The 26,450-nt window shown below is 40.5% G+C and carries 35 protein-coding genes; all 35 read left to right on the forward strand.

Translation table 11 applies throughout. From position 1 onward, the window contains the following. Positions 1-61 precede the first annotated feature (61 nt). Entirely contained in the window at positions 62-3,874 is a 3,813-nt protein-coding gene (gene rpoB / locus HC965_RS17915; protein WP_191032756.1) for a DNA-directed RNA polymerase subunit beta, read from the forward strand. A gap of 104 nt (positions 3,875-3,978) precedes the next feature. After that, entirely contained in the window at positions 3,979-8,262 is a 4,284-nt protein-coding gene (rpoC, locus tag HC965_RS17920) for a DNA-directed RNA polymerase subunit beta' (RefSeq protein WP_191032757.1), read from the forward strand. Positions 8,263-8,405: 143 nt separating this feature from the next. Beyond that, positions 8,406-8,714: a DUF3467 domain-containing protein gene (locus tag HC965_RS17925; RefSeq protein WP_167959831.1), complete on the forward strand. Its 309-nt coding sequence runs from the start codon at positions 8,406-8,408 to the stop codon at positions 8,712-8,714. Between the two features lie 136 nt (positions 8,715-8,850). Further along, positions 8,851-9,261, forward strand: coding sequence for a 30S ribosomal protein S12 (gene rpsL / locus HC965_RS17930; RefSeq protein WP_042366837.1), 411 nt, complete (start codon positions 8,851-8,853; stop codon positions 9,259-9,261). A gap of 143 nt (positions 9,262-9,404) precedes the next feature. Next, positions 9,405-9,881 (forward strand): 30S ribosomal protein S7, encoded by a 477-nt coding sequence (gene rpsG, locus HC965_RS17935; RefSeq protein ID WP_175631408.1) that lies wholly within the window; start codon positions 9,405-9,407, stop codon positions 9,879-9,881. A 49-nt stretch (positions 9,882-9,930) separates the two neighbouring features. Then, entirely contained in the window at positions 9,931-12,048 is a 2,118-nt protein-coding gene (gene fusA / locus HC965_RS17940; protein WP_191032758.1) for an elongation factor G, read from the forward strand. An 82-nt stretch (positions 12,049-12,130) separates the two neighbouring features. Further along, positions 12,131-12,436 carry a 30S ribosomal protein S10 gene (gene rpsJ, locus HC965_RS17945; protein ID WP_002558075.1) on the forward strand — a complete coding sequence of 102 codons (306 nt, stop codon included), beginning with the start codon at positions 12,131-12,133 and terminating at the stop codon, positions 12,434-12,436. 18 nt (positions 12,437-12,454) lie between these two features. Then, positions 12,455-13,072: a 50S ribosomal protein L3 gene (gene rplC, locus HC965_RS17950; RefSeq protein WP_191032759.1), complete on the forward strand. Its 618-nt coding sequence runs from the start codon at positions 12,455-12,457 to the stop codon at positions 13,070-13,072. Then, the gene (rplD, locus tag HC965_RS17955; RefSeq protein ID WP_073347351.1) at positions 13,072-13,698 is read left to right on the forward strand and encodes a 50S ribosomal protein L4; all 627 of its coding nucleotides are present in this window, start codon (positions 13,072-13,074) and stop codon (positions 13,696-13,698) included. The genes rplC and rplD overlap by 1 nt, the downstream gene beginning before the upstream one ends. Positions 13,699-13,714: 16 nt before the next feature. Then, complete coding sequence (gene rplW, locus HC965_RS17960) at positions 13,715-14,005, forward strand: 50S ribosomal protein L23 (RefSeq protein ID WP_007747932.1); 291 nt, start codon at positions 13,715-13,717, stop codon at positions 14,003-14,005. A 5-nt stretch (positions 14,006-14,010) separates the two neighbouring features. Continuing rightward, a complete protein-coding gene (gene rplB / locus HC965_RS17965) occupies positions 14,011-14,835 on the forward strand; it encodes a 50S ribosomal protein L2 (RefSeq protein ID WP_073347352.1) in 825 nt (274 codons plus the stop codon). Positions 14,836-14,855: 20 nt separating this feature from the next. Then, positions 14,856-15,125: a 30S ribosomal protein S19 gene (gene rpsS / locus HC965_RS17970; protein ID WP_008762037.1), complete on the forward strand. Its 270-nt coding sequence runs from the start codon at positions 14,856-14,858 to the stop codon at positions 15,123-15,125. A 36-nt stretch (positions 15,126-15,161) separates the two neighbouring features. Beyond that, the gene (gene rplV / locus HC965_RS17975) at positions 15,162-15,572 is read left to right on the forward strand and encodes a 50S ribosomal protein L22 (RefSeq protein WP_004296344.1); all 411 of its coding nucleotides are present in this window, start codon (positions 15,162-15,164) and stop codon (positions 15,570-15,572) included. Positions 15,573-15,577: 5 nt separating this feature from the next. Further along, complete coding sequence (gene rpsC / locus HC965_RS17980) at positions 15,578-16,309, forward strand: 30S ribosomal protein S3 (RefSeq protein WP_005675430.1); 732 nt, start codon at positions 15,578-15,580, stop codon at positions 16,307-16,309. 23 nt (positions 16,310-16,332) lie between these two features. Then, entirely contained in the window at positions 16,333-16,767 is a 435-nt protein-coding gene (gene rplP / locus HC965_RS17985) for a 50S ribosomal protein L16 (protein ID WP_007212073.1), read from the forward strand. Between the two features lie 5 nt (positions 16,768-16,772). Further along, positions 16,773-16,970 carry a 50S ribosomal protein L29 gene (rpmC, locus tag HC965_RS17990; protein ID WP_005675431.1) on the forward strand — a complete coding sequence of 66 codons (198 nt, stop codon included), beginning with the start codon at positions 16,773-16,775 and terminating at the stop codon, positions 16,968-16,970. Continuing rightward, positions 16,967-17,236, forward strand: coding sequence for a 30S ribosomal protein S17 (rpsQ, locus tag HC965_RS17995; RefSeq protein ID WP_097677816.1), 270 nt, complete (start codon positions 16,967-16,969; stop codon positions 17,234-17,236). The genes rpmC and rpsQ overlap by 4 nt, the downstream gene beginning before the upstream one ends. A gap of 2 nt (positions 17,237-17,238) precedes the next feature. Next, positions 17,239-17,604, forward strand: coding sequence for a 50S ribosomal protein L14 (gene rplN / locus HC965_RS18000; RefSeq protein WP_024988104.1), 366 nt, complete (start codon positions 17,239-17,241; stop codon positions 17,602-17,604). Positions 17,605-17,624: 20 nt separating this feature from the next. Continuing rightward, positions 17,625-17,954, forward strand: a complete 330-nt coding sequence (gene rplX / locus HC965_RS18005) for a 50S ribosomal protein L24 (protein ID WP_007747948.1) — start codon at positions 17,625-17,627, stop codon at positions 17,952-17,954. Beyond that, positions 17,954-18,511 carry a 50S ribosomal protein L5 gene (gene rplE / locus HC965_RS18010; protein WP_004310886.1) on the forward strand — a complete coding sequence of 186 codons (558 nt, stop codon included), beginning with the start codon at positions 17,954-17,956 and terminating at the stop codon, positions 18,509-18,511. Before rplX ends, rplE begins: the two co-directional genes overlap by 1 nt. A gap of 5 nt (positions 18,512-18,516) precedes the next feature. Then, positions 18,517-18,816, forward strand: a complete 300-nt coding sequence (gene rpsN / locus HC965_RS18015; protein WP_191032760.1) for a 30S ribosomal protein S14 — start codon at positions 18,517-18,519, stop codon at positions 18,814-18,816. Positions 18,817-18,867: 51 nt separating this feature from the next. Continuing rightward, positions 18,868-19,263: a 30S ribosomal protein S8 gene (gene rpsH / locus HC965_RS18020; RefSeq protein WP_004296336.1), complete on the forward strand. Its 396-nt coding sequence runs from the start codon at positions 18,868-18,870 to the stop codon at positions 19,261-19,263. Between the two features lie 15 nt (positions 19,264-19,278). Then, complete coding sequence (gene rplF, locus HC965_RS18025; RefSeq protein WP_175631413.1) at positions 19,279-19,848, forward strand: 50S ribosomal protein L6; 570 nt, start codon at positions 19,279-19,281, stop codon at positions 19,846-19,848. Positions 19,849-19,869: 21 nt separating this feature from the next. Further along, positions 19,870-20,214, forward strand: a complete 345-nt coding sequence (gene rplR / locus HC965_RS18030; protein ID WP_044655424.1) for a 50S ribosomal protein L18 — start codon at positions 19,870-19,872, stop codon at positions 20,212-20,214. Positions 20,215-20,219: 5 nt separating this feature from the next. After that, positions 20,220-20,738, forward strand: coding sequence for a 30S ribosomal protein S5 (gene rpsE / locus HC965_RS18035; protein WP_004296333.1), 519 nt, complete (start codon positions 20,220-20,222; stop codon positions 20,736-20,738). A gap of 9 nt (positions 20,739-20,747) precedes the next feature. Further along, on the forward strand, positions 20,748-20,924 hold the full coding sequence (rpmD, locus tag HC965_RS18040) for a 50S ribosomal protein L30 (protein WP_002558056.1): 177 nt from the start codon (positions 20,748-20,750) through the stop codon (positions 20,922-20,924). A gap of 32 nt (positions 20,925-20,956) precedes the next feature. Continuing rightward, a complete protein-coding gene (rplO, locus tag HC965_RS18045; RefSeq protein WP_044655423.1) occupies positions 20,957-21,403 on the forward strand; it encodes a 50S ribosomal protein L15 in 447 nt (148 codons plus the stop codon). 4 nt (positions 21,404-21,407) lie between these two features. Beyond that, positions 21,408-22,748 carry a preprotein translocase subunit SecY gene (gene secY, locus HC965_RS18050; RefSeq protein ID WP_167959812.1) on the forward strand — a complete coding sequence of 447 codons (1,341 nt, stop codon included), beginning with the start codon at positions 21,408-21,410 and terminating at the stop codon, positions 22,746-22,748. A 15-nt stretch (positions 22,749-22,763) separates the two neighbouring features. Then, positions 22,764-23,561: a type I methionyl aminopeptidase gene (map, locus tag HC965_RS18055; protein WP_191032761.1), complete on the forward strand. Its 798-nt coding sequence runs from the start codon at positions 22,764-22,766 to the stop codon at positions 23,559-23,561. Between the two features lies 1 nt (position 23,562). Further along, entirely contained in the window at positions 23,563-23,781 is a 219-nt protein-coding gene (gene infA / locus HC965_RS18060) for a translation initiation factor IF-1 (protein WP_002558052.1), read from the forward strand. Between the two features lie 8 nt (positions 23,782-23,789). Then, positions 23,790-23,906, forward strand: coding sequence for a type B 50S ribosomal protein L36 (gene ykgO / locus HC965_RS18065; RefSeq protein ID WP_002558051.1), 117 nt, complete (start codon positions 23,790-23,792; stop codon positions 23,904-23,906). A 33-nt stretch (positions 23,907-23,939) separates the two neighbouring features. Then, a complete protein-coding gene (rpsM, locus tag HC965_RS18070; RefSeq protein ID WP_004296328.1) occupies positions 23,940-24,320 on the forward strand; it encodes a 30S ribosomal protein S13 in 381 nt (126 codons plus the stop codon). An 11-nt stretch (positions 24,321-24,331) separates the two neighbouring features. Beyond that, positions 24,332-24,721 (forward strand): 30S ribosomal protein S11, encoded by a 390-nt coding sequence (rpsK, locus tag HC965_RS18075; protein ID WP_004296327.1) that lies wholly within the window; start codon positions 24,332-24,334, stop codon positions 24,719-24,721. 116 nt (positions 24,722-24,837) lie between these two features. Beyond that, positions 24,838-25,443, forward strand: a complete 606-nt coding sequence (gene rpsD, locus HC965_RS18080) for a 30S ribosomal protein S4 (protein WP_167959808.1) — start codon at positions 24,838-24,840, stop codon at positions 25,441-25,443. 11 nt (positions 25,444-25,454) lie between these two features. Beyond that, positions 25,455-26,447 (forward strand): DNA-directed RNA polymerase subunit alpha, encoded by a 993-nt coding sequence (locus HC965_RS18085; protein ID WP_004296325.1) that lies wholly within the window; start codon positions 25,455-25,457, stop codon positions 26,445-26,447. Positions 26,448-26,450: the final 3 nt, after the last annotated feature.

Below are 26,450 nucleotides of genomic sequence, written 5' to 3' on the forward strand. Positions count from 1 at the left end.
AGAGGATTCTTAACCTTTTTGTGTATATATTTCAAATTAAGTTCTCCAAATTCATTAATAGATGTCTTCAAATACTGTAAATCAAAGAGTTAATTTTGCTTCGACTAAGAATCCGCTCGAATATCCGGATTTCCTGGAAGTACAATTGAAGTCATTCCAAGACTTTCTACAATTAGATACCCCACCTGAAAAGCGTAAGAATGAGGGATTGTATAAAGTATTTGCTGAAAACTTCCCTATTGCCGATACTAGAAACAATTTTGTTCTTGAGTTTCTGGACTATTATATTGATCCGCCGCGTTATACCATCGATGATTGTATAGAGCGTGGGCTCACTTATAGTGTTCCTTTAAAAGCGAAACTTAAGCTTTACTGTACCGATCCCGATCATGAGGATTTTGATACGGTGATTCAGGACGTATTCCTCGGACCGATTCCATACATGACTGATAAGGCTACTTTCGTCATTAACGGTGCCGAACGCGTAGTTGTGTCACAGCTTCACCGTTCTCCGGGTGTGTTCTTCGGCCAAAGTGTACATGCCAATGGTACGAAACTTTATTCGGCTCGTATTATTCCGTTTAAAGGTTCGTGGATTGAGTTTGCTACCGACATCAATAATGTGATGTACGCATACATTGACCGTAAGAAGAAATTGCCGGTAACTACTCTGTTGCGTGCGATTGGTTTCGAGAATGACAAAGATATTCTTGAAATTTTCAACCTTGCAGAAGATGTGAAGGTTAACAAGACGAATCTGAAGAAAGTGCTGGGCCGCAAACTGGCTGCACGTGTCTTGAAAACATGGATTGAAGATTTCGTTGATGAAGATACCGGTGAAGTGGTTTCTATCGAACGTAACGAGGTTATTATCGACCGTGAAACCGTATTGGAAGAAGTGCACGTGGATGAAATCTTGGAATCGGGAGTTCAGAATATTCTTTTGCATAAGGATGAACCGAACCAGTCCGATTTCTCTATTATATATAATACGCTGCAGAAGGACCCGAGTAACTCGGAAAAGGAAGCTGTGTTGTATATCTACCGTCAGTTGCGTAATGCCGATCCGGCTGATGACGCAAGTGCACGTGAAGTTATCAACAACTTGTTCTTCTCAGAAAAAAGATATGACCTTGGTGATGTAGGTCGTTACAGAATCAACAAGAAGTTGAACTTGACGACTGATATGGACGTGCGTGTCCTCACGAAGGAAGATATCATTGAAATCATCAAATATCTGATTGAGTTGATTAACTCTAAGGCAGATGTGGATGATATTGACCACTTGAGCAATCGTCGTGTGCGTACAGTGGGCGAACAGCTTTCTAACCAGTTTGCTGTTGGTCTGGCTCGTATGTCCCGTACGATTCGTGAACGTATGAACGTTCGCGACAATGAAGTGTTCACTCCGATTGATTTGATTAACGCGAAGACTATTTCTTCTGTAATCAACTCTTTCTTCGGAACGAATGCCTTGTCTCAATTCATGGACCAGACAAACCCGCTGGCTGAAATCACGCACAAGCGTCGTATGTCTGCACTGGGTCCTGGTGGTCTTTCTCGTGAACGCGCCGGATTTGAGGTTCGTGACGTTCACTACACACACTATGGTCGTCTTTGCCCGATCGAGACTCCTGAAGGTCCGAACATCGGTTTGATTTCATCATTGTGTGTATTCGCTAAAATTAATGAACTCGGATTCATTGAAACTCCGTATCGTAAGGTCGATAACGGAAAAGTGGATCTTTCTGATAATGGTCTGATTTATCTGACTGCCGAAGAAGAGGAAGAAAAGGTTATTGCACAGGGTAATGCTCCGTTGAATGATGACGGTACATTCGTGCGTAATAAGGTTAAGTCTCGTCAGGATGCTGATTTCCCGGTTGTTGAACCGCTGGAAGTGGACTTGATGGACGTTTCTCCCCAGCAGATTGCATCAATCGCGGCTTCATTGATTCCGTTCCTGGAACATGATGATGCTAACCGTGCATTGATGGGATCAAACATGATGCGTCAGGCAGTTCCATTGTTGAGAAGCGAGGCGCCGATTGTTGGTACAGGTATCGAACGTCAGTTGGTGAGAGATTCTCGTACGCAGGTTACTGCGGAAGGGGATGGCGTGGTTGACTACGTTGATGCTACTACGATTCGTATTTTGTATGACCGTACAGAGGATGAAGAATTTGTAAGCTTCGAATCTGCTTTAAAGGAATATAGATTGCCTAAATTCCGTAAGACCAATCAGAACATGACGATTGACTTACGTCCGACTTGTGAGAGAGGACAACGTGTGAAGAAAGGTGATATATTGACCGAAGGTTATTCTACTGAAAAGGGTGAACTGGCATTGGGTAAAAACCTGTTGGTTGCTTATATGCCTTGGAAGGGTTACAACTATGAGGATGCTATCGTTTTGAACGAACGTGTAGTACGCGAGGACTTGCTGACTTCAATTCACGTAGAAGAATATTCTTTGGAAGTTCGTGAAACAAAACGTGGTATGGAAGAGTTGACTTCTGATATCCCGAATGTGAGTGAAGAAGCTACTAAGGACTTGGACGAAAACGGTATCGTAAGAATTGGTGCTCGTATTGAACCGGGCGATATCATGATCGGTAAGATTACTCCGAAAGGTGAGTCTGATCCTTCTCCTGAAGAAAAACTGCTTCGTGCAATCTTTGGTGATAAGGCCGGTGATGTGAAAGATGCTTCACTGAAAGCTTCTCCTTCTTTGAAAGGTGTTGTTATCGACAAGAAGTTGTTCTCACGTGTTATCAAGAATCGTAGCTCTAAGCTTGCAGATAAGGCATTGTTGCCTAAGATCGATGATGAATTCGAATCAAAGGTAGCAGACTTGAAACGTATCCTGGTTAAGAAACTGATGACTTTGACAGAAGGTAAGACTTCTCAGGGTGTGAAAGATTATCTGGGTGCGGAAGTGATTGCTAAGGGTGCTAAATTCAGTGCGTCTGACTTTGATTCACTTGACTTTACTTCTATTCAGTTAAGTAACTGGACGAATGACGACCATATCAATGGCATGATTCGTGACTTGGTGATGAATTTCATCAAGAAATATAAAGAATTGGATGCTGAGTTGAAGCGTAAGAAGTTTGCTATTACTATTGGTGATGAACTTCCTGCAGGTATCATTCAGATGGCTAAAGTATATATTGCCAAGAAACGTAAGATTGGTGTTGGTGATAAGATGGCGGGTCGTCACGGTAACAAGGGTATCGTGTCACGTGTCGTACGTCAGGAAGATATGCCGTTCTTGTCAGATGGTACTCCGGTTGATATTGTATTGAATCCGTTGGGTGTGCCTTCTCGTATGAACATCGGTCAGATTTTTGAAGCTGTACTTGGACGTGCCGGAAAGACATTGGGTGTGAAGTTTGCAACTCCTATCTTTGATGGTGCTACAATGGAGGACCTGAATGTATGGACAGACAAGGCAGGATTGCCGCGCTACTGTAAAACTTATCTTTGTGATGGTGGTACAGGTGAGCAGTTTGACCAGCCGGCAACTGTGGGTGTAACTTATATGTTGAAGTTAGGCCACATGGTTGAAGATAAGATGCATGCTCGTTCTATCGGTCCGTACTCATTGATTACTCAGCAACCTCTTGGTGGTAAGGCACAATTCGGTGGTCAGCGTTTCGGAGAAATGGAGGTTTGGGCACTCGAAGGATTTGGTGCTGCTCATATCCTGCAAGAAATCCTGACTATCAAGTCTGATGACGTGGTAGGACGTTCGAAGGCTTATGAAGCAATAGTGAAGGGCGAACCGATGCCGCAACCTGGTATACCGGAATCCTTGAACGTATTGTTACATGAGTTGAGAGGTTTAGGTTTGAGTATCAACCTAGAATAATATAATGAAGAATACGTGATGTCAACAAGCCGATGAAGGCCTGTTGACATCCGTGTCTTTTCAATTTGCAATGATTCAATTATCAAATCTCAATTATATAGAGTATGGCTTTTAGAAAAGAAAATAAGTCGAAAAGTAATTTCTCGAAGATCTCAATTGGTCTGGCTTCCCCGGAAGAAATCCTAGAGAATTCGAGTGGTGAAGTTTTGAAGCCTGAAACCATTAATTACCGTACGTACAAACCCGAACGTGACGGTTTGTTCTGCGAGCGCATTTTTGGTCCTATCAAGGACTATGAGTGCCATTGCGGTAAATACAAACGTATCCGTTATAAAGGTATCGTCTGCGACCGTTGTGGTGTGGAAGTTACTGAGAAGAAGGTGCGTCGTGAACGTATGGGACATATCCAGCTGGTTGTGCCGGTAGCTCACATCTGGTATTTCCGTTCGCTCCCTAATAAAATCGGTTATTTGCTCGGATTGCCGACAAAGAAACTGGATTCGATTATATACTACGAACGTTATGTTGTTATTCAGCCGGGTGTAAAAGCTGAAGATGGCGTAGCTGAATATGATTTGCTTTCTGAAGAAGAATATCTGGATATTCTGGATACACTTCCAAAGGACAATCAATATCTTGAAGATAATGATCCGAACAAATTCATCGCTAAGATGGGTGCTGAAGCTATCTATGATTTGTTGGCTCGTTTGGATTTGGATGCTCAGTCTTACGAATTACGTCACCGTGCAGGTAACGATGCTTCACAGCAACGTAAGAATGAAGCGTTGAAACGTCTTCAGGTAGTAGAATCGTTCCGTGCATCACGCGGACGCAACAAACCGGAATGGATGATTGTACGTATCGTACCGGTTATCCCGCCCGAACTTCGTCCGTTGGTTCCGTTGGATGGTGGCCGTTTTGCTACATCTGACTTGAACGACCTTTATCGTCGTGTGATTATACGTAACAACCGCTTGAAACGACTGATCGAAATCAAGGCTCCGGAAGTAATATTGCGTAATGAAAAACGTATGCTTCAGGAATCTGTCGATTCTTTGTTTGATAACTCACGTAAATCAAGCGCTGTAAAGACAGATGCCAATCGTCCGTTGAAATCACTGTCCGACAGTTTGAAAGGTAAGCAAGGACGTTTCCGTCAGAACTTGCTGGGTAAACGTGTTGACTACTCTGCTCGTTCGGTAATCGTCGTTGGTCCTGAATTGAGAATGGGTGAGTGCGGTATTCCTAAATTGATGGCTGCCGAACTGTACAAACCGTTTATTATTCGCAAACTCATCGAACGTGGTATCGTTAAGACTGTAAAGTCTGCGAAAAAGATCGTTGACCGCAAGGAACCGGTGATTTGGGACATCTTGGAACATGTAATGAAAGGACATCCGGTACTGTTGAACCGTGCTCCGACATTGCACCGTTTGGGTATCCAGGCTTTCCAGCCAAAAATGATTGAAGGTAAAGCTATCCAGCTGCATCCGCTAGCATGTACGGCATTCAACGCCGACTTTGACGGTGACCAGATGGCTGTTCACTTGCCTTTGAGCAATGAAGCAATTCTTGAAGCGCAGATGTTGATGCTTCAATCACATAATATCTTGAATCCGGCAAATGGTGCGCCTATTACTGTGCCTGCACAGGATATGGTTCTTGGTCTATACTATATTACCAAGTTACGTGCCGGTGCAAAGGGTGAAGGTCTGACATTCTACGGTCCGGAAGAAGCATTGATTGCTTATAACGAAGGTAGAGTGGATATTCACGCTCCGGTGAAAGTAATCGTGAAAGACGTTGACGAAAATGGTAACATTGTAGACGTAATGCGCGAAACCTCAGTAGGACGTGTGATTGTGAATGAAATCGTTCCCCCTGAAGCAGGCTATATCAATACTATTATCTCTAAGAAATCTCTTCGTGATATTATTAGTGATGTAATTAAGGTATGTGGTGTGGCTAAGGCTGCGGACTTCCTGGATGGAATCAAGAATTTGGGTTATCAGATGGCGTTCAAGGGTGGTTTGTCATTCAACTTGGGTGATATTATCATTCCGAAGGAAAAAGAAACTTTGGTACAGAAGGGTTACGACGAAGTTGAACAAGTCGTTAACAACTATAACATGGGTTTCATCACCAACAACGAACGTTACAATCAGGTAATTGATATCTGGACACATGTTAACTCTGAGTTGTCTAACATCTTGATGAAGACTATTTCTTCGGATGATCAAGGATTTAACTCTGTTTACATGATGCTTGATTCAGGTGCCCGTGGTTCTAAAGAACAGATTCGTCAGTTGTCAGGTATGCGTGGTTTGATGGCGAAACCCCAGAAAGCAGGTGCTGAAGGTGGTCAGATCATCGAGAACCCGATCTTGTCGAACTTTAAAGAAGGACTTTCGGTGTTGGAGTACTTTATCTCTACCCACGGTGCTCGTAAAGGTTTGGCGGATACCGCTTTGAAGACTGCAGATGCCGGTTATTTGACTCGTCGTCTGGTGGATGTGTCACATGATGTGATTATTACAGAAGAAGACTGCGGTACACTCCGTGGACTGGTTTGTACAGACCTTAAGAATAACGATGAAGTTATTGCTACTTTGTATGAACGTATCTTGGGACGTGTCTCCGTACATGATATTATTCATCCTACTACTGGCGAATTGATAGTTGCCGGTGGAGAAGAAATCACAGAAGAAATCGGTAAGAAAATTCAAAATTCTCCGATTGAGAGTGTTGAAATCCGTTCGGTATTGACTTGTGAAGCTAAAAAGGGTGTTTGTGCAAAATGTTACGGACGTAACCTGGCTACGAGCCGTATGGTTCAGAAGGGTGAAGCTGTCGGAGTAATCGCTGCTCAGTCTATCGGTGAGCCGGGTACACAGTTAACATTGCGTACGTTCCACGCCGGTGGTACTGCTGCCAATATCGCAGCAAATGCAAGTATCGTTGCTAAGAATAATGCACGTCTTGAATTTGAGGAATTGCGTACTGTGGATATCGTTGATGAAATGGGTGAGTCTGCGAAAGTGGTAGTAGGTCGTTTGGCTGAAGTTCGTTTCGTAGATGTAAATACCGGTATCGTTCTTTCTACTCATAACGTACCTTATGGTTCAACGTTATATGTAGGCGATGGGGATCTGGTAGAAAAAGGCAAATTAATTGCTAAATGGGACCCGTTCAACGCTGTTATTATCACAGAAGCAACCGGTAAGATCGAATTTGAGGGCGTAATTGAAAACGTTACTTATAAGGTTGAATCGGATGAAGCTACAGGTCTTCGTGAAATTATCATTATTGAATCTAAGGATAAGACGAAGGTTCCTACGGCTCATATCCTGACGGAAGATGGTGATTTGATACGTACTTACAACTTACCGGTGGGTGGTCACGTGATTATCGAAAATGGTCAGAAAGTGAAAGCCGGTGAAGTAATCGTGAAGATTCCGCGTGCCGTAGGTAAAGCGGGTGATATCACGGGTGGTCTTCCTCGTGTTACCGAATTGTTTGAAGCTCGTAATCCATCTAACCCTGCTGTTGTTTCTGAAATTGATGGTGAGGTTGCAATGGGTAAGATCAAACGTGGTAATCGTGAGATCATCGTAACTTCCAAGACTGGTGAGGTTAAGAAATATCTGGTTGCATTATCCAAACAGATTCTAGTACAGGAAAATGACTATGTACGTGCTGGTACTCCATTGTCTGACGGTGCTACTACTCCTGCGGATATCTTGGCTATTAAAGGTCCTACAGCTGTACAGGAATATATCGTGAATGAAGTTCAGGATGTATACCGCCTGCAGGGTGTGAAGATCAATGATAAGCACTTCGAGATTATCGTTCGCCAAATGATGCGTAAAGTACAGATTGACGAACCGGGTGATACTCGCTTCCTGGAACAGCAAGTTGTAGACAAGCTGGACTTCATGGAAGAAAATGACCGTATCTGGGGTAAGAAAGTAGTAGTTGACGCTGGTGATTCTCAAAGTATGCAGGCTGGTCAGATTGTAACTGCCCGTAAGCTGCGCGATGAGAATAGTATGCTGAAACGCCGTGACTTGAAACCTGTTGAGGTTCGTGATGCTGTGGCTGCTACATCTACTCAGATTCTTCAGGGTATTACACGTGCCGCTTTACAGACTTCAAGCTTTATGTCGGCTGCTTCCTTCCAGGAAACAACGAAGGTATTGAATGAAGCTGCTATTAACGGTAAGATTGATAAACTTGAAGGTATGAAGGAAAATGTGATCTGTGGTCACTTGATTCCGGCAGGTACAGGACAGCGTGAATATGAAAAATTGATCGTTGGTTCGAAAGAAGAGTATGACCGTATCTTGGCAAATAAGAAAACGGTACTCGACTACAATGAAGTAGAATAATACAATTCAATTGACTATATGAGAAGGAGCGATTGCCGAATGAGGTAATTGCTCCTTTTTTTGTTCCTTTTTATTTGAGTGTATGGCCTTTGTCTCAGGAAAATTGTGTTATTTTGCAGGATAACTATTAATCATATAATATAATGGAAGAACAAAATAACAACGGGCAATTACAGATTGAGTTAAAAGAAGAGGTAGCACAAGGCACATATGCCAATCTTGCTATCATAACCCATTCAAGTTCAGAATTTATCCTTGATTTTATACGCGTGATGCCGGGGGTGCCGAAAGCTGGTGTGCAATCGCGTGTCATCGTAGCTCCTGAACACGCAAAACGACTGCTAAGGGCATTGGAAGACAATATTGCTAAATATGAACGTGTATTTGGGCCGATACGTATTTCCGATGAATCTCCTATTGCTCCTCTGACAAGTGTAAAAGGCGAAGCGTGAGACTGATATAAAAATATTAAAAAATAAAAAAAGGTTGTGGTGCATTGAATATTCAAATATTATTCGTATTTTTGCAGCCCAAAATGTATAGTTACGAAATTAATATAACAATAATATAAATCAAAAAACAATTAAAATGCCTACAATTCAGCAATTAGTAAGAAAAGGACGCGAAGTGCTGGTGGAGAAAAGTAAATCTCCAGCCTTGGATTCATGTCCTCAAAGACGTGGCGTTTGCGTGAGAGTATATACTACTACTCCGAAGAAGCCGAACTCTGCAATGCGTAAAGTAGCTCGTGTACGTTTGACTAACCAGAAAGAGGTTAACTCTTACATCCCGGGAGAAGGACACAACTTGCAGGAACACTCAATCGTTTTGGTACGTGGTGGTCGTGTAAAAGACCTTCCGGGTGTACGTTACCACATCGTTCGCGGTACACTTGATACAGCAGGTGTTGCTGGCCGTACTCAAAGACGTTCTAAATACGGAGCTAAGCGTCCGAAACCAGGACAAGCTGCCGCACCTGTTAAGGGTAAGAAAAAATAAGGATTAAGACCTAATTAAAATTAAAGTAATAACTTACGTTTTAGTTTGTTGGAAATGCTAAAGGTTGAGTAAATTCTCCGGTGGGAGAGTTGAAGAAGTCAAGAAGTAGACAACCAAGAACAAAAACATTATTTTTCAAACAAATGAGAAAAGCAAAACCAAAAAAACGCGTTATCCTTCCGGATCCCGTTTTTAATGACCAAAAGGTTTCTAAGTTTGTAAACCACTTGATGTATGATGGTAAGAAGAATACATCTTATGAAATCTTTTATGCCGCTCTGGAAACAGTGAAAGCAAAACTTCCTAACGAAGAAAAATCTGCTCTTGAAATCTGGAAAAAGGCTTTGGATAATGTGACCCCGCAAGTGGAAGTTAAGTCTCGCCGTGTAGGTGGTGCTACTTTCCAGGTTCCTACAGAAATCCGTCCTGATCGTAAAGAGTCTGTATCAATGAAGAATTTGATCTTGTATGCTCGTAAAAGAGGTGGCAAATCAATGGCTGACAAGTTGGCTGCTGAAATCATGGATGCCTTCAATGAACAAGGCGGCGCATACAAACGTAAAGAAGATATGCATAGAATGGCTGAAGCTAACCGTGCATTTGCTCATTTTAGATTCTGATACTATAAGATACAATCAATTAAAAACTTAAAGTAAAAGGAACTAAAAGATGGCTAAGCAAGATTTACATTTGACTCGTAATATCGGTATCATGGCTCATATTGATGCCGGAAAAACAACAACTTCTGAACGTATCCTGTTCTATACTGGATTGACTCACAAAATCGGTGAAGTTCATGATGGTGCTGCTACTATGGACTGGATGGCGCAGGAGCAAGAACGTGGTATTACCATTACTTCTGCTGCAACAACGACTAAATGGAAGTATGCTGGTGATACTTATAAAATAAACTTGATTGATACTCCGGGACACGTTGACTTTACTGCTGAGGTAGAACGCTCATTGCGTGTTCTTGATGGTGCTGTTGCTGCTTACTGTGCAGTAGGTGGTGTTGAACCTCAGTCGGAAACTGTATGGCGTCAAGCTGATAAATACAATGTTCCCCGTATTGCATATGTGAACAAGATGGACCGTTCTGGTGCTAACTTCTTTGATGTAGTAAGCCAGATGAAGTCTGTATTGGGTGCTAATCCATGTCCGGTAGTAATTCCTATCGGCGCTGAAGAAAACTTCAAAGGTGTAGTTGATCTTATCAAGATGAAGGCTATTTTGTGGCATGATGAAACGATGGGTGCTGACTATAGCGTAGAAGAAATTCCTGCAGATCTTAAAGAGGAAGCTGACGAATGGAGAGATAAATTGCTGGAAAAAGTATCTGAATTTGATGATGCTTTGATGGAGAAATATTTCGAAGATCCTTCAACTATTACTGAAGAAGAAATCTTTAGAGCTCTTCGTAGCGCTACTGTCCAGATGGCTATTGTACCGATGTTGTGCGGTTCTTCATTTAAGAATAAAGGTGTTCAGACATTGCTTGACTATGTTTGTGCATTGTTGCCTTCACCATTGGATACGGAAAATGTAATTGGTACTAATCCGGATACAGGTGCTGAAGAAGATCGTAAGCCGAGCGAAGAGGATAAGACTGCTGCGTTGGCATTTAAGATTGCAACTGACCCTTATGTTGGTCGTTTGACTTTCTTCCGTGTCTATTCAGGTAAGATTGAAGCAGGTTCTTATATCTATAACTCTCGTTCAGGAAAGAAAGAACGTGTTTCACGTTTGTTCCAGATGCACTCAAATAAGCAGAATCCTGTAGAAGTGATCGGTGCAGGTGATATCGGTGCTGGCGTTGGTTTTAAAGATATTCACACTGGTGATACTTTGTGTGACGAAACAGCTCCTATCATTTTGGAATCTATTGACTTCCCTGAAACTGTAATTGGTATTGCAGTTGAGCCGAAGACTCAGAAAGATATGGATAAACTTTCTATCGGTTTGGCTAAGCTTGCTGAGGAAGACCCGACATTTACTGTAAAATCCGACGAACAGACTGGTCAGACAGTGATCTCTGGTATGGGTGAACTTCACCTTGATATCATTATCGACCGTTTGAGACGTGAGTTTAAGGTAGAATGTAACCAAGGTAAACCTCAGGTAAACTACAAGGAAGCTATCACTAAGACTGTTAACTTGCGTGAAGTATACAAGAAGCAGTCAGGTGGTCGTGGTAAGTTTGCTGATATCATCGTAAATGTAGGTCCGGTTGATGAGGACTTTAAAGAAGGTGGACTGCAATTTGTAGATGAAGTGAAGGGTGGTAATATTCCTAAAGAATTTATCCCTGCTGTTCAGAAAGGTTTTGCAACTGCTATTAAGAATGGTGTATTGGCCGGATATCCGCTGGATTCACTGAAAGTGACATTGATCGATGGTTCATTCCACCCGGTTGACTCTGACCAGTTGTCTTTCGAAATTTGTGCGCAGATGGCTTATAAGAATGCTTGTGCAAAGGCAGGTCCTGTATTGATGGAACCGATAATGAAACTGGAAGTTGTAACTCCGGAAGAAAATATGGGTGATGTTATCGGTGACTTGAATAAGCGTCGTGGTCAGGTTGAAGGTATGGAATCAAGCCGTTCAGGTGCTCGTATTGTGAAAGCAATGGTTCCGTTGGCTGAAATGTTTGGTTATGTGACCGCATTACGTACTATCTCTTCTGGTCGTGCAACGTCATCTATGACATATTCTCATCACGCTCAAGTTTCAGCTTCTATTGCCAAGGCAGTATTGGATGAAGTAAAGGGACGTACTGATTTACTCTAAAAATATCTAAGGCAGCAGGCTAGCGAATGACTCTTAGCCTGCCGCTTTATCTTATTTATAACTATCTTAATTTAAAAATATAATGAGTCAGAAAATTAGAATTAAATTGAAATCTTACGACCACAACTTGGTTGACAAATCAGCTGAGAAGATTGTAAGAACCGTAAAGGCTACGGGTGCTATTGTTAGTGGTCCAATTCCTCTTCCTACGCACAAGCGTATCTTTACAGTGAACCGCTCGACTTTCGTTAACAAGAAGTCTCGTGAACAGTTTGAACTCTCTTCTTATAAGAGATTGATCGACATCTATAGCTCAACAGCTAAGACAGTGGACGCTCTGATGAAGTTGGAGTTACCGAGTGGTGTGGAAGTAGAAATTAAAGTTTGATAATTAAAAATTAGTGAAATGCCAGGATTATTAGGAAAAAAAATCGGAATGACATCCGTTTTCAGTGCCGATGGTAAGAATGTACCATGCACTGTTATCGAAGCAGGTCCTTGTGTTGTTACTCAGGTTAAAACTGTAGAGAAAGATGGCTATGCAGCTGTTCAGTTGGGTTTCCAGGACAAAAAGGAAAAACATACAACTAAACCGTTGATGGGTCACTTCAAAAGAGCTGGAGTAGCACCAAAGAGACACTTGGCTGAGTTCAAAGAATTTGAAACAGAATTGAATCTGGGTGATACCATTACTGTAGAGTTATTCAACGATGCTAACTTTGTTGACGTTGTTGGTACTTCTAAAGGTAAAGGTTTCCAGGGTGTAGTAAAAAGACATGGTTTTGGTGGTGTAGGTCAGGCTACTCACGGTCAGCACAACCGCGCTCGTAAACCGGGTTCTATTGGAGCTTGTTCTTACCCTGCAAAAGTATTCAAAGGAATGCGCATGGGTGGACAACTTGGTGGTGACAGAGTCACTGTACAAAACTTGCAGGTATTAAAAGTAATCGCGGATCATAACCTTCTTTTGATCAAAGGTTCTATCCCGGGTTGCAAAGGTTCAATCGTATTAATTGAGAAATAATGGAAGTTAACGTATATAACATTAAAGGTGAAGACACTGGGAGAAAGGTTACGTTAAACGAATCTATCTTCGGAATTGAGCCCAACGACCACGCTATCTATTTGGATGTAAAGCAATTTATGGCCAACCAGCGTCAGGGTACTCATAAGTCAAAAGAAAGAAGTGAAATCAGTGGTTCTACTCGTAAGATCGGTCGTCAGAAAGGTGGCGGTGGAGCACGTCGTGGTGATATGAACTCACCGGTTCTCGTTGGTGGTGCACGTGTTTTCGGCCCGAAACCAAGAGACTACTTCTTCAAGTTGAATAAAAAAGTTAAGACATTGGCTCGTAAGTCCGCTTTGTCTTATAAAGCTCAAAACAATGCAATCGTTGTTGTAGAAGATTTCAATTTCGAAGCTCCGAAGACAAAGGATTTCGTTGCAATGACAAAAAATCTTAAAGTTTCCGATAAAAAGCTACTTGTAATTTTACCGGAAGCAAATAAAAACGTATATTTGTCAGCTCGTAACATCGAGGGTGCTAATGTGCAGACTATTTCAGGATTAAATACTTACAGAGTATTGAATGCTGGAGTTGTTGTGCTTACAGAAAACTCTCTGAAGGCTATTGATAATATCTTAATTTAAAAAGGAGGCTTAAATAATGGGAATTATTATTAAACCGTTGGTAACAGAAAAAATGACTGCAATCACTGATAAGCTGAATCGTTTCGGCTTTGTTGTGCGTCCTGATGCTAACAAACTGGAAATTAAGAAGGAAGTTGAAGCTCTTTATAATGTTACTGTAGTTGATGTGAATACTGTAAAGTATGCTGGCAAAAATAAGAGCCGTTATACCAAAGCAGGTATCATCAATGGTCGCACGAATGCATTCAAAAAAGCAATCGTGACATTGAAAGAAGGAGATACTATTGATTTTTATAGCAATATTTAATAAAAATGGCAGTACGTAAATTTAAGCCCACAACACCGGGGCAAAGACATAAAATTATTGGTACTTTCGAGGAAATTACTGCATCAGTACCAGAAAAGTCTCTTGTATATGGTAAGAAATCATCTGGCGGTCGTAACAGCGAAGGTAAGATGACTATGCGCTACATGGGTGGCGGTCATAGAAAGGTGATTAGAATTGTTGATTTCAAGAGAAATAAGGACGGTGTTCCGGCAGTAGTTAAGACAATTGAATACGATCCGAATCGTTCGGCTCGTATCGCTTTGTTATTCTATGCTGATGGAGAAAAAAGATATATTATTGCTCCCAATGGATTGCAAGTTGGCACGACTCTGATGTCAGGTGAAACAGCAGCGCCAGAGATTGGTAATGCTCTTCCTCTTCAAAACATTCCGGTGGGTACTGTGATTCACAATATCGAATTACGTCCGGGACAGGGTGCTGCTCTGGTTCGTTCGGCTGGTAACTTTGCACAGTTGACTTCTCGTGAGGGTAAGTATTGTGTAATCAAATTGCCTTCAGGTGAAGTAAGACAGATTCTTAGCACATGTAAAGCTACTATCGGTAGTGTAGGTAACTCTGATCATGGATTGGAAAGTTCTGGTAAAGCTGGACGTTCTCGTTGGCAAGGACGTCGTCCTCGTAACCGTGGTGTTGTTATGAACCCGGTTGATCACCCGATGGGTGGTGGTGAAGGACGTGCTTCAGGAGGTCATCCAAGATCACGTAAGGGATTGTACGCTAAGGGACTTAAGACTAGAGCTCCTAAGAAACAATCATCTAAGTACATTATTGAGAGAAGAAAAAAGTAATCTGATTAATTGAGTAAACTATGAGTCGTTCATTAAAAAAAGGTCCATATATTAACGTAAAGCTTGAAAAGAGAATTTTTGCCATGAATGAATCTGGCAAGAAAGTCGTAGTAAAGACTTGGGCCAGAGCTTCAATGATTTCGCCTGATTTTGTAGGCCATACAGTTGCAGTTCACAATGGAAATAAATTTATTCCTGTTTATGTTACCGAGAATATGGTAGGACACAAGTTGGGCGAATTTGCTCCAACTCGTACATTCAGAGGACACGCTGGTAACAAGAAAAGATAACAGGATTTATTTGAAATAATAAAGTAATAAATAATAATGGGAGCAAGAAAAAAAATATCGGCTGAAAAGAGAAAAGAAGCCCTTAAGACCATGTATTTTGCAAAATTGCAAAATGTTCCTACTTCTCCGCGTAAGATGCGTCTGGTTGCAGACATGATCCGTGGTATGGAAGTGAACAGAGCACTTGGTGTTTTGAAATTTTCTTCAAAAGAAGCTGCTGCAAGAGTGGAAAAATTGCTTCGCTCTGCAATTGCTAACTGGGAACAGAAAAACGAACGTAAAGCAGAAAGCGGCGAGTTGTTCGTAACACAGATTTTTGTTGATGGTGGCGCTACACTCAAAAGAATGAGACCGGCACCACAGGGTAGAGGTTATAGAATTCGCAAACGTTCAAATCACGTAACATTGTTCGTTGGTGCTAAAAGTAATAACGAAGATCAAAATTAAGGTAGATGGGACAAAAAGTTAATCCAATAAGCAACCGTTTAGGAATTATCAGAGGATGGGATTCTAACTGGTATGGTGGAAATGATTACGGTGATTCTTTGCTGGAAGATAGCAAAATCCGTAAATATCTTAATGCAAGACTTGCAAAGGCAAGTGTATCAAGAATCGTAATTGAACGTACGCTGAAGCTCGTTACTATTACTGTTTGTACTGCTCGCCCGGGTATTATTATCGGTAAAGGTGGCCAAGAAGTTGATAAGTTAAAAGAGGAGTTGAAGAAGGTTACCGACAAAGATATTCAAATCAATATCTTTGAAGTGAAAAGACCTGAACTGGATGCTGTGATTGTTGCTAACAACATCGCTCGCCAGGTAGAAGGTAAAATTGCCTATCGCCGTGCCATCAAGATGGCTATCGCAAACACAATGCGTATGGGTGCTGAAGGTATCAAAATTCAGATTTCAGGACGTTTGAATGGAGCTGAAATGGCTCGTTCTGAAATGTATAAAGAAGGAAGAACTCCGTTGCACACTTTCAGAGCTGATATCGACTACTGTCATGCAGAAGCATTGACTAAGGTAGGTCTGTTGGGTATCAAAGTTTGGATTTGTAGAGGTGAAGTATTTGGTAAGAGAGAATTAGCTCCGAACTTTACACAAAGCAAAGAAAGTGGTCGTGGAAACAATGGTGGAAACAACGGCGGAAAGAACTTCAAAAGAAAGAAAAATAATCGCTAAACGAATTTGAATTTTAGGAAACTATGTTACAACCGAAAAAGACAAAATTCAGAAGACAACAAAAAGGCCGTCAGAAAGGTATTGCTCAGAGAGGCAATCAGCTGGCCTTTGGTTCTTTTGGCATAAAGGCTTTGGAGACTAAGTGGATTACAGGCCGTCAGATCGAAGCTGCTCGTATTGCAGTAACAAGATATATGCAACGTCAAGGACAGATCTGGATCCGTATATTCCCGGACAAACCGATCACTAGAAAACCTGCCGATGTGCGTATGGGTAAAGGTAAAGGTGCTCCGGAAGGATTTGTGGCTCCTGTGACTCCAGGTAGAATCATTATTGAAGCTGAAGGAGTATCTTACGAAATCGCGAAAGAAGCATTGCGCTTAGCTGCTCAAAAGCTTCCTATTACAACGAAGTTTGTCGTAAGACGTGATTATGATATTCAAAATCAAAATGCGTAAGTGTTATGAAAATTGCAGAAATTAAAGAAATGACTACTAGTGATTTAGTAGAAAGAGTAGAGGCAGAAACAGCTAATTATGACCAAATGGTTATCAATCATTCTATTTCTCCTTTGGAAAATCCTGCTCAAATCAAACAATTACGCAGGACTATTGCGCGTATGAAAACTGAGTTACGCCAAAGAGAACTTAACAATAAATGATCAGCTTGATGGAAGCAAGAAATTTAAGAAAAGAAAGAACAGGGGTTGTTGTGAGCAATAAGATGGATAAGACTATCACAATTGCAGCCAAATTTAAGGAAAAACACCCTATATATGGTAAGTTCGTTAGCAAAACGAAGAAGTACCATGCTCACGATGAAAAGAATGAATGCAATATCGGTGATACTGTAAGCATCATGGAAACTCGTCCTTTGAGCAAGACTAAAAGATGGAGATTAGTAGAAATAATTGAAAGAGCTAAGTAATTATGATACAAGTAGAATCCAGACTTACAGTATGTGATAACAGTGGAGCTAAAGAGGCTATGTGTATCCGCGTTTTGGGTGGTACACGTCGTCGTTACGCTTCAGTGGGGGATGTCATTGTTGTTTCAGTGAAGAGTGTTATCCCTTCTAGTGATGTTAAAAAAGGTGCAGTATCAAAGGCTTTGATTGTACGTACAAAGAAAGAAATCCGTCGTCCTGATGGTTCTTATATACGTTTTGATGATAATGCTTGCGTGTTGTTGAATAATGCAGGTGAAATTAGAGGAAGTCGTATTTTCGGTCCTGTAGCAAGAGAACTTCGTGCTACTAACATGAAAGTTGTGTCACTTGCGCCTGAGGTACTTTAATTTTGTAAAAGATTTAAGTAATGAGTAAATTACATATTAAAAAAGGCGATACAGTTTACGTAAATGCTGGTGAAGATAAGGGCAAAACTGGTCGTGTATTGAAGGTTCTTGTTAAAGAAGGACGTGCATTTGTAGAAGGTATCAATATGGTATCTAAAAGCACAAAACCGAATGCAAAGAATCCGCAAGGTGGTATTGTGAAGCAGGAAGCTTCTATCCACATTTCAAACTTGAACCCGGTTGATCCAAAAACTGGTAAAGCAACGCGTATTGGGAGAAAAGTAAGTTCTTTGGAAGGTAAAAGAACTGTAGTGCGTTATTCTAAAAAATCAGGAGAGGAGATTAAGTAATGAGTAATACTGCTAGTCTTAAGAAAGAATATGCAGAGCGTATAGCACCTGCATTGAAATCACAGTTCCAGTATTCTTCTACAATGCAGATACCCGTACTTAAGAAGATTGTTATCAATCAGGGTTTAGGTATGGCTGTTGCCGATAAGAAGATTATTGAAGTTGCAATCAATGAAATGACAGCTATTACAGGTCAGAAAGCTGTAGCTACCATTTCCCGTAAAGATATCGCAAACTTTAAGTTGCGTAAAAAAATGCCGATTGGCGTTATGGTAACTTTACGTCGTGAAAGAATGTACGAATTCCTTGAAAAATTGGTTCGTGTAGCTCTTCCTCGTATCCGTGACTTCAAAGGTATCGAAAGTAAGTTTGATGGTAAAGGTAACTATACCCTTGGTATTCAGGAACAAATCATTTTCCCTGAAATAAATATCGATAGTATTACAAGAATTCTCGGAATGAATATTACCTTTGTAACCTCTGCGGAAACAGATGAAGAAGGTTATGCATTGCTGAAGGAATTCGGTTTACCTTTTAAAAACGCTAAAAAAGACTAATAGATATGGCAAAGGAATCAATGAAAGCACGTGAAGTAAAACGTGCTAAATTAGTAGCCAAATTCGCCGAAAAAAGAGCTGCTTTGAAGCAAATCGTTAGAACAGGTGATCCTGCTGACGCTTTCGAAGCTGCACAGAAGTTGCAAGAGTTGCCGAAGAATTCTAATCCGATTCGTATGCACAACCGTTGCAAACTGACTGGTCGTCCTAAAGGTTATATTCGCCAATTCGGAGTTTCAAGAATTCAATTCCGTGAAATGGCATCTAACGGACTGATCCCAGGCGTAAAGAAAGCAAGCTGGTAATTATTGTTTAAATATTGTCAGGGAAGTCCTGATTAATTTAATTTATTTTATATGACTGATCCAATAGCAGATTATTTGACGAGGTTGCGGAACGCGATTGGTGCTAAGCACAGAGTTGTTGAAGTTCCCGCTTCGAACTTGAAAAAAGAAATCACTAAGATTCTTTTTGAAAAAGGCTACATTCTTAACTATAAGTTTGTAGAAGATGGTCCTCAAGGAACTATTAAGGTTGCCTTGAAGTATGATTCTGTTAACAAAGTTAACGCAATCAAAAAATTAGAAAGAATATCTTCTCCGGGTATGCGTAAGTATACTGGTTATAAAGATATGCCGCGTGTTATTAATGGGCTGGGTATTGCTATAATATCTACTTCCAAAGGTGTAATGACTAACAAAGAGGCTGCAGAACTGAAGATCGGTGGTGAAGTCTTGTGTTATGTATATTAATTAGGAGGAATTAGAATGTCAAGAATAGGAAAATTACCCATTAGTATTCCTGCTGGAGTGACAGTCACTCTGAAGGATGATGTGGTTACCGTAAAGGGACCCAAAGGCGAAATGAGCCAATATGTGAATCCTGCTATCAATGTTGCCATTGAAGATGGACACGTGACTTTAACAGAAAACGATAAAGAAATGCTTGATAACCCGAAGCAGAAACATGCTTTCCACGGTTTGTATCGTTCATTGGTTCATAACATGGTTGTGGGCGTATCTGAAGGATATAAGAAAGAGTTGGAACTTGTCGGTGTAGGTTATCGTGCTTCTAACCAAGGTAACATCATTGAACTGGCGTTAGGTTATACACACAATATTTTCATTCAATTGCCTGCTGAGGTAAAGGTTGAAACTAAGTCTGAAAGAAATAAGAATCCTCTTATCATATTGGAATCGTGTGACAAACAGTTGCTTGGTCAAGTTTGCTCTAAAATACGTTCTTTCCGTAAGCCTGAACCATATAAGGGTAAAGGTATTAAGTTTGTTGGCGAAGTAATTCGTAGAAAGTCTGGTAAATCAGCCGGCGCTAAGTAAATCATATAAAATTAGATTATTATGACAACAAAAATAGAAAGACGAGTTAAGATCAAATATAGTGTACGCAATAAGATTTCAGGTACTACTGAACGTCCGCGTATGAGTGTATTTAGAAGTAACAAGCAAATTTATGTCCAGATTATCGATGATCTTTCTGGTAAGACACTGGCTGCTGCTTCTTCTTTAGGTGTAACTGAGAAGGTTGCTAAAAAAGAACAAGCTGCTAAAGTTGGTGAGATGATTGCTAAAAAGGCTCAGGAAGCAGGTATAACTACTGTTGTTTTCGACCGTAATGGTTACTTGTATCATGGGAGAGTAAAAGAAGTAGCTGATGCTGCTCGTAACGGTGGACTTAAATTTTAATCATTATGGCAGGAGTTAATAATAGAGTTAAGATTACTAACGATATAGAACTGAAAGATAGATTGGTTGCTATTAATCGTGTTACTAAAGTTACCAAAGGTGGTAGAACTTTTAGTTTCTCTGCAATCGTTGTTGTAGGTAACGAAGAAGGTATCATTGGTTGGGGACTTGGTAAAGCAGGTGAAGTAACAGCTGCTATCGCTAAAGGTGTTGAGTCAGCTAAAAAGAACCTGGTGAAAGTACCTATTTTGAAAGGTACTGTTCCTCATGAACAATCAGCTAGATTTGGTGGTGCTGAAGTATTCATCAAACCTGCATCTCACGGAACTGGTGTTGTAGCCGGTGGTGCTATGCGTGCTGTATTGGAAAGTGTTGGTGTAACTGACGTTTTGGCAAAATCAAAGGGTTCTTCAAATCCGCATAACCTTGTTAAAGCTACAATCGAAGCTTTAAGCGAAATGCGTGATGCAAGAATGGTTGCTCAGAACAGAGGTATTAGTGTTGAAAAAGTATTTAGAGGATAAGGAGGAGATATGTCAACTATAAAGATTAAACAAGTTAAAAGTAGAATTGGTGCTCCGGCTGATCAGAAAAGAACTCTTGATGCACTGGGACTTCGTAAACTGAACCGCGTGGTTGAACACGAAAGCACTCCTTCAATTCTTGGAATGGTAGATAAGGTAAAACACTTGGTTACCATTGTTAAGTAATCATTTATTGAATAATAAAACGAAATTACAATATGAACTTAAGTAATTTAAAACCTGCAGAGGGATCTACTAAGACAAGAAAAAGAATTGGACGTGGAACTGGTTCTGGCTTAGGCGGTACTTCTACAAGAGGTCATAAGGGAGCTAAATCAAGATCTGGATACTCTAAGAAAATCGGTTTTGAAGGTGGTCAGATGCCTCTTCAACGTCGAGTTCCTAAATTTGGTTTTAAGAATATCAATCGTGTAGAATATAAAGCAATCAACTTGGATACTATCCAGAAACTTGCTGAAGCTAAGAGCTTGGCTAAAGTTGGTGTTAACGACTTTATCGAAGCAGGATTTATTTCTTCAAATCAGTTGGTAAAAGTATTGGGTAACGGAACTCTGACTAACAAGCTGGAAGTAGAAGCTCATGCATTCTCTAAGACTGCAACTGCTGCTATCGAAGCTGCTGGTGGAACTGTAGTAAAACTCTGATTCAATGAGAAAAGCTATTGAAACATTAAAGAATATATGGAAGATTGAGGATCTGAGACAGCGGATCCTCATCACCATATTGTTTGTGGCAATTTACCGTTTCGGATCATACGTCGTATTACCGGGTATCAATCCGGCTATGCTGGCAAAATTGCACGAACAAACAAGTGAAGGCCTTTTAGCCTTGTTAAATATGTTCTCTGGAGGAGCATTTTCTAATGCCTCTATTTTTGCATTAGGAATCATGCCTTATATCTCTGCATCTATCGTAATCCAGTTGTTGGGAATCGCTGTGCCGTATTTCCAGAAGCTGCAACGCGAAGGTGAGAGCGGCAGAAGAAAAATGAATCAATATACTCGTTATCTGACGATTGCTATATTGTTAGTTCAGGCCCCTTCTTATTTGCTCAATCTTAAAATGCAGGCTGGCCCTTCCTTAAATGCTTCATTAGATTGGACTCTGTTTATGGTTACCTCTACCATTATTTTGGCAGCAGGTAGTATGTTTATTTTGTGGCTTGGTGAAAGAATTACTGATAAAGGTATTGGTAATGGTATTTCATTTATCATCTTAATCGGTATTATCGCTCGTTTCCCTGATGCTCTGTTGCAAGAAGTTGTATCAAGAGTAGCAAATAAGAGTGGTGGTCTGATTATGTTTATAATTGAAATCGTATTCTTATTGTTAGTGATTGGTGCTGCTATTCTTTTGGTGCAGGGTACAAGAAAGATTCCTGTACAGTATGCTAAGAGAATTGTAGGTAACAAGCAATATGGTGGTGCAAGACAGTATATTCCTTTGAAAGTGAATGCTGCTGGTGTAATGCCTATCATCTTTGCTCAGGCAATCATGTTTATACCTATTACATTTATCGGTTTTTCCAATGTAAATAATGCAGGCGGTTTCTTGCATGCGTTTACAGATCATACAAGTTTCTGGTATAATTTTGTCTTTGCGGTAATGATTATATTATTTACGTATTTCTATACTGCAATTACAATTAATCCGACTCAGATGGCTGAGGATATGAAGAGAAACAATGGTTTTATTCCTGGCATTAAACCGGGAAAGAAAACAGCAGAGTATATTGATGATATTATGTCTCGTATTACTTTACCGGGTTCTTTCTTCTTGGCTTTGGTTGCCATTATGCCTGCATTTGCCGGTATATTCGGAGTACAAGCTGGTTTCGCTCAATTCTTCGGTGGTACGTCTTTGTTAATTCTTGTAGGTGTGGTTCTTGATACACTGCAACAGGTTGAAAGTCATTTGTTGATGAGACATTATGATGGTCTGTTGAAGTCAGGTCGTATTAAAGGACGCGCTGGTGTAGCGGCATATTAATTCTTTAGATTAGAAATGATATTTCTTAAAACAGAAGATGAAATAGAATTGCTCCGTCAGAGCAACCTGCTGGTCGGAAAGACTTTGGCAGAAGTTGCTAAACTGGTGAAGCCCGGTGTAACTACACGTGAGTTGGATAAAGTTGCTGAAGAGTTCATTAGAGATCACGGAGCAACTCCAACTTTCAAAGGATTTCCGAATCAATACGGCGAACCGTTTCCCGCATCCCTCTGTACTTCTGTAAATGATCAGGTGGTGCATGGAATCCCGAACGATATTATCCTGAAAGAAGGTGATATCGTATCTGTGGATTGCGGAACTTATATGAATGGTTTCTGTGGTGATTCTGCTTATACTTTTTGTGTAGGAGAGGTAGACGAAGAAGTTCGTAATTTGTTGAAGGTTACTAAAGATGCGTTATATATTGGCATTCAGAATGCAGTGCAAGGCAAAAGAATCGGAGATGTCGGATATGCTATCCAGCAATATTGTGAATCTCATTCTTATGGTGTAGTGCGTGAGTTTGTAGGTCATGGCATTGGCCATGAAATGCATGAAGATCCTCAAGTTCCCAATTACGGTAAGAGAGGATACGGACCTTTGATGAAAAAAGGCCTTTGCATAGCGATAGAGCCGATGATAACACTGGGTGACCGGCAAGTGATTATGGAACGTGACGGATGGACGGTGAGGACCAGAGACCGTAAGTGTGCTGCACACTTTGAACATACGGTAGCTGTAGGAGCTGGTGAAGCTGATATTTTGTCATCATTCAAATTCATAGAAGAAGTTTTAGGAGATAAAGCAATATAATATGGCAAAGCAATCTGCAATAGAACAAGATGGAGTTATAGTTGAAGCATTGTCGAATGCAATGTTTCGTGTTGAATTAGAAAACGGACATGAGATTACCGCACATATTTCAGGTAAGATGAGGATGCATTACATCAAGATCCTGCCTGGTGATAAAGTGAGAGTCGAAATGTCTCCTTACGACTTATCGAAAGGAAGAATTGTGTTTAGATATAAATAAAATAAGATATGAAAGTAAGAGCATCCTTAAAGAAACGCACGCCAGAATGTAAGATCGTTAGACGTAATGGCCGTTTGTATGTTATTAACAAGAAAAATCCTAAGTATAAACAACGTCAAGGATAATTTGTTATTTTTGCAAAAAAAATAATTTAGTATATGGCTATAAGAATAGTTGGTGTAGATTTACCTCAGAACAAAAGAGGTGAAATTGCGTTGACCTATGTATATGGAATAGGTCGCAGTAGTTCAGCAAAAATTTTAGATAAAGCTGGTGTAGATAAAGATCTGAAGGTTAAAGACTGGACAGATGATCAAGCTGCTAAGATTCGTGAGATTATCGGTGCAGAGTACAAAGTAGAAGGTGATCTTCGTTCTGAAATCCAATTGAACATTAAGCGATTAATGGATATTGGTTGCTACCGTGGTGTACGTCATCGTATTGGTCTGCCTGTAAGAGGTCAGAGCACTAAGAACAATGCACGTACTCGTAAGGGTAGAAAGAAAACCGTTGCTAATAAGAAAAAAGCTACTAAATAATAATTGTTGATATGGCAAAAAAAACAGTTGCAGCTAAAAAGAGAAATGTGAAAGTAGACGCTAATGGACAGTTGCATGTTCATTCATCTTTCAACAATATTATTGTTTCTCTTGCAAACAGTGAAGGGCAGATTATCTCTTGGTCATCTGCTGGTAAAATGGGATTTAGAGGTTCTAAAAAGAATACTCCTTATGCAGCACAGATGGCTGCCCAGGATTGTGCAAAGATTGCATTCGATCTTGGCCTTAGAAAGGTAAAAGCATATGTGAAGGGTCCAGGTAACGGACGTGAGTCTGCTATTAGAACTATCCACGGTGCTGGTATCGAAGTTACTGAAATCATTGACGTAACTCCGCTTCCACATAATGGTTGTCGTCCTCCAAAAAGACGTAGAGTTTAATTTACCTTTAACTTACAATGATCTTGATTTTGTTTTTGGATTACATTAATTTCTCTCTGTAATCGCGGCTGCAACAAATTGAGTTCATGAATAAACAATTAAATATTTAAAAAGAAATGGCTAGATATACTGGACCAAAATCAAGAATCGCCCGTAAATTCGGAGAAGGAATCTTTGGAGCTGATAAAGTTTTATCAAAGAAGAACTACCCTCCCGGACAACACGGTAATTCTAGAAAAAGAAAAACTTCTGAATATGGTGTGCAACTTCGTGAAAAGCAGAAAGCTAAATACACCTATGGAGTTTTAGAGAAACAATTCCGCAATTTGTTTGAAAAAGCAGCTACTGCTAAAGGTATTACCGGTGAGGTACTCCTTCAATTGCTGGAAGGCCGTCTTGACAACGTAGTATTCCGTTTGGGTATTGCTCCTACACGTGCTGCTGCTCGTCAGTTGGTTGGTCACAAGCACATTACTGTAGATGGTGAAGTGGTAAACATTCCTTCATATGCAGTAAAACCAGGTCAATTGATTGGTGTTCGTGAAAGATCTAAATCTTTGGAAGTTGTTGCCAACTCTCTCGCTGGTTTCAATCACAGCAAGTATGCATGGTTGGAATGGGACGAAGCTTCAAAGGTTGGTAAAATGTTGCACATACCTGAAAGAGCAGACATTCCTGAGAACATTAAAGAACATTTGATCGTTGAATTGTATTCTAAATAATAATTAATTTCATGGCGATATTAGCATTTCAAAAACCTGATAAAGTATTGATGTTGGAGGCGGACTCCAGATTCGGTAAATTCGAATTTCGTCCGTTGGAACCGGGTTTTGGTATTACCGTAGGTAATGCATTACGCCGTATCCTTCTTTCTTCATTAGAGGGTTTTGCTATCACTACCATCAGAATCGACGGTGTGGAGCATGAATTTTCTAGTGTACCTGGAGTAAAAGAGGATGTTACCAACATTATCTTGAATCTGAAACAAGTAAGATTCAAGCAAGTAGTTGAAGAGTTCGAGAGCGAAAAAGTGAGCATCACTGTCGAGAATTCCAGTGAATTTAAAGCAGGTGACATAGGTAAGTATTTGACTGGATTTGAAGTGTTAAATCCGGAATTAGTTATTTGTCATTTAGATTCTAAGTCAACTATGCAGATTGATATTACAATTAACAAAGGACGTGGTTATGTACCTGCCGATGAAAATCGCGAGTATTGCACGGATGTTAATGTAATTCCAATCGACTCTATTTATACACCGATACGTAATGTCAAGTATGCTGTAGAAAACTTCCGTGTAGAACAGAAGACTGACTACGAAAAGCTAGTACTTGAAATTAGTACCGACGGTTCTATACATCCGAAGGAAGCGCTGAAAGAAGCTGCAAAAATTCTGATTTATCACTTCATGTTGTTCTCTGACGAGAAGATCACGCTTGAAAGTAACGATACTGACGGCAATGAAGAGTTTGATGAAGAAGTATTGCACATGCGTCAGCTGTTGAAGACTAAGCTCGTTGATATGGACTTGTCAGTTCGTGCCCTCAACTGTTTGAAGGCTGCTGACGTAGAAACTCTTGGCGACTTGGTACAGTTCAACAAAACTGACCTGCTGAAATTCAGAAACTTCGGAAAGAAATCGCTTACCGAGCTTGATGATTTGCTGGAAAGTCTGAATCTGTCGTTTGGAACCGACATTTCTAAATATAAATTGGATAAAGAATAAAAA

Source organism: Bacteroides sp. GM023, assembly GCF_014750685.1.
GTDB lineage: Bacteria > Bacteroidota > Bacteroidia > Bacteroidales > Bacteroidaceae > Bacteroides.

Bases quoted from the DNA above. Each gene is read 5' to 3' on its own strand.
- rpoB (WP_191032756.1), top strand. From the start codon at position 62: ATGTCTTCAAATACTGTAAATCAAAGAGTTAATTTTGCTTCGACTAAG.
- rpoC (WP_191032757.1), top strand. From the start codon at position 3,979: ATGGCTTTTAGAAAAGAAAATAAGTCGAAAAGTAATTTCTCGAAGATC.
- HC965_RS17925 (WP_167959831.1), top strand. From the start codon at position 8,406: ATGGAAGAACAAAATAACAACGGGCAATTACAGATTGAGTTAAAAGAA.
- rpsL (WP_042366837.1), top strand. From the start codon at position 8,851: ATGCCTACAATTCAGCAATTAGTAAGAAAAGGACGCGAAGTGCTGGTG.
- rpsG (WP_175631408.1), top strand. From the start codon at position 9,405: ATGAGAAAAGCAAAACCAAAAAAACGCGTTATCCTTCCGGATCCCGTT.
- fusA (WP_191032758.1), top strand. From the start codon at position 9,931: ATGGCTAAGCAAGATTTACATTTGACTCGTAATATCGGTATCATGGCT.
- rpsJ (WP_002558075.1), top strand. From the start codon at position 12,131: ATGAGTCAGAAAATTAGAATTAAATTGAAATCTTACGACCACAACTTG.
- rplC (WP_191032759.1), top strand. From the start codon at position 12,455: ATGCCAGGATTATTAGGAAAAAAAATCGGAATGACATCCGTTTTCAGT.
- rplD (WP_073347351.1), top strand. From the start codon at position 13,072: ATGGAAGTTAACGTATATAACATTAAAGGTGAAGACACTGGGAGAAAG.
- rplW (WP_007747932.1), top strand. From the start codon at position 13,715: ATGGGAATTATTATTAAACCGTTGGTAACAGAAAAAATGACTGCAATC.
- rplB (WP_073347352.1), top strand. From the start codon at position 14,011: ATGGCAGTACGTAAATTTAAGCCCACAACACCGGGGCAAAGACATAAA.
- rpsS (WP_008762037.1), top strand. From the start codon at position 14,856: ATGAGTCGTTCATTAAAAAAAGGTCCATATATTAACGTAAAGCTTGAA.
- rplV (WP_004296344.1), top strand. From the start codon at position 15,162: ATGGGAGCAAGAAAAAAAATATCGGCTGAAAAGAGAAAAGAAGCCCTT.
- rpsC (WP_005675430.1), top strand. From the start codon at position 15,578: ATGGGACAAAAAGTTAATCCAATAAGCAACCGTTTAGGAATTATCAGA.
- rplP (WP_007212073.1), top strand. From the start codon at position 16,333: ATGTTACAACCGAAAAAGACAAAATTCAGAAGACAACAAAAAGGCCGT.
- rpmC (WP_005675431.1), top strand. From the start codon at position 16,773: ATGAAAATTGCAGAAATTAAAGAAATGACTACTAGTGATTTAGTAGAA.
- rpsQ (WP_097677816.1), top strand. From the start codon at position 16,967: ATGATCAGCTTGATGGAAGCAAGAAATTTAAGAAAAGAAAGAACAGGG.
- rplN (WP_024988104.1), top strand. From the start codon at position 17,239: ATGATACAAGTAGAATCCAGACTTACAGTATGTGATAACAGTGGAGCT.
- rplX (WP_007747948.1), top strand. From the start codon at position 17,625: ATGAGTAAATTACATATTAAAAAAGGCGATACAGTTTACGTAAATGCT.
- rplE (WP_004310886.1), top strand. From the start codon at position 17,954: ATGAGTAATACTGCTAGTCTTAAGAAAGAATATGCAGAGCGTATAGCA.
- rpsN (WP_191032760.1), top strand. From the start codon at position 18,517: ATGGCAAAGGAATCAATGAAAGCACGTGAAGTAAAACGTGCTAAATTA.
- rpsH (WP_004296336.1), top strand. From the start codon at position 18,868: ATGACTGATCCAATAGCAGATTATTTGACGAGGTTGCGGAACGCGATT.
- rplF (WP_175631413.1), top strand. From the start codon at position 19,279: ATGTCAAGAATAGGAAAATTACCCATTAGTATTCCTGCTGGAGTGACA.
- rplR (WP_044655424.1), top strand. From the start codon at position 19,870: ATGACAACAAAAATAGAAAGACGAGTTAAGATCAAATATAGTGTACGC.
- rpsE (WP_004296333.1), top strand. From the start codon at position 20,220: ATGGCAGGAGTTAATAATAGAGTTAAGATTACTAACGATATAGAACTG.
- rpmD (WP_002558056.1), top strand. From the start codon at position 20,748: ATGTCAACTATAAAGATTAAACAAGTTAAAAGTAGAATTGGTGCTCCG.
- rplO (WP_044655423.1), top strand. From the start codon at position 20,957: ATGAACTTAAGTAATTTAAAACCTGCAGAGGGATCTACTAAGACAAGA.
- secY (WP_167959812.1), top strand. From the start codon at position 21,408: ATGAGAAAAGCTATTGAAACATTAAAGAATATATGGAAGATTGAGGAT.
- map (WP_191032761.1), top strand. From the start codon at position 22,764: ATGATATTTCTTAAAACAGAAGATGAAATAGAATTGCTCCGTCAGAGC.
- infA (WP_002558052.1), top strand. From the start codon at position 23,563: ATGGCAAAGCAATCTGCAATAGAACAAGATGGAGTTATAGTTGAAGCA.
- ykgO (WP_002558051.1), top strand. From the start codon at position 23,790: ATGAAAGTAAGAGCATCCTTAAAGAAACGCACGCCAGAATGTAAGATC.
- rpsM (WP_004296328.1), top strand. From the start codon at position 23,940: ATGGCTATAAGAATAGTTGGTGTAGATTTACCTCAGAACAAAAGAGGT.
- rpsK (WP_004296327.1), top strand. From the start codon at position 24,332: ATGGCAAAAAAAACAGTTGCAGCTAAAAAGAGAAATGTGAAAGTAGAC.
- rpsD (WP_167959808.1), top strand. From the start codon at position 24,838: ATGGCTAGATATACTGGACCAAAATCAAGAATCGCCCGTAAATTCGGA.
- HC965_RS18085 (WP_004296325.1), top strand. From the start codon at position 25,455: ATGGCGATATTAGCATTTCAAAAACCTGATAAAGTATTGATGTTGGAG.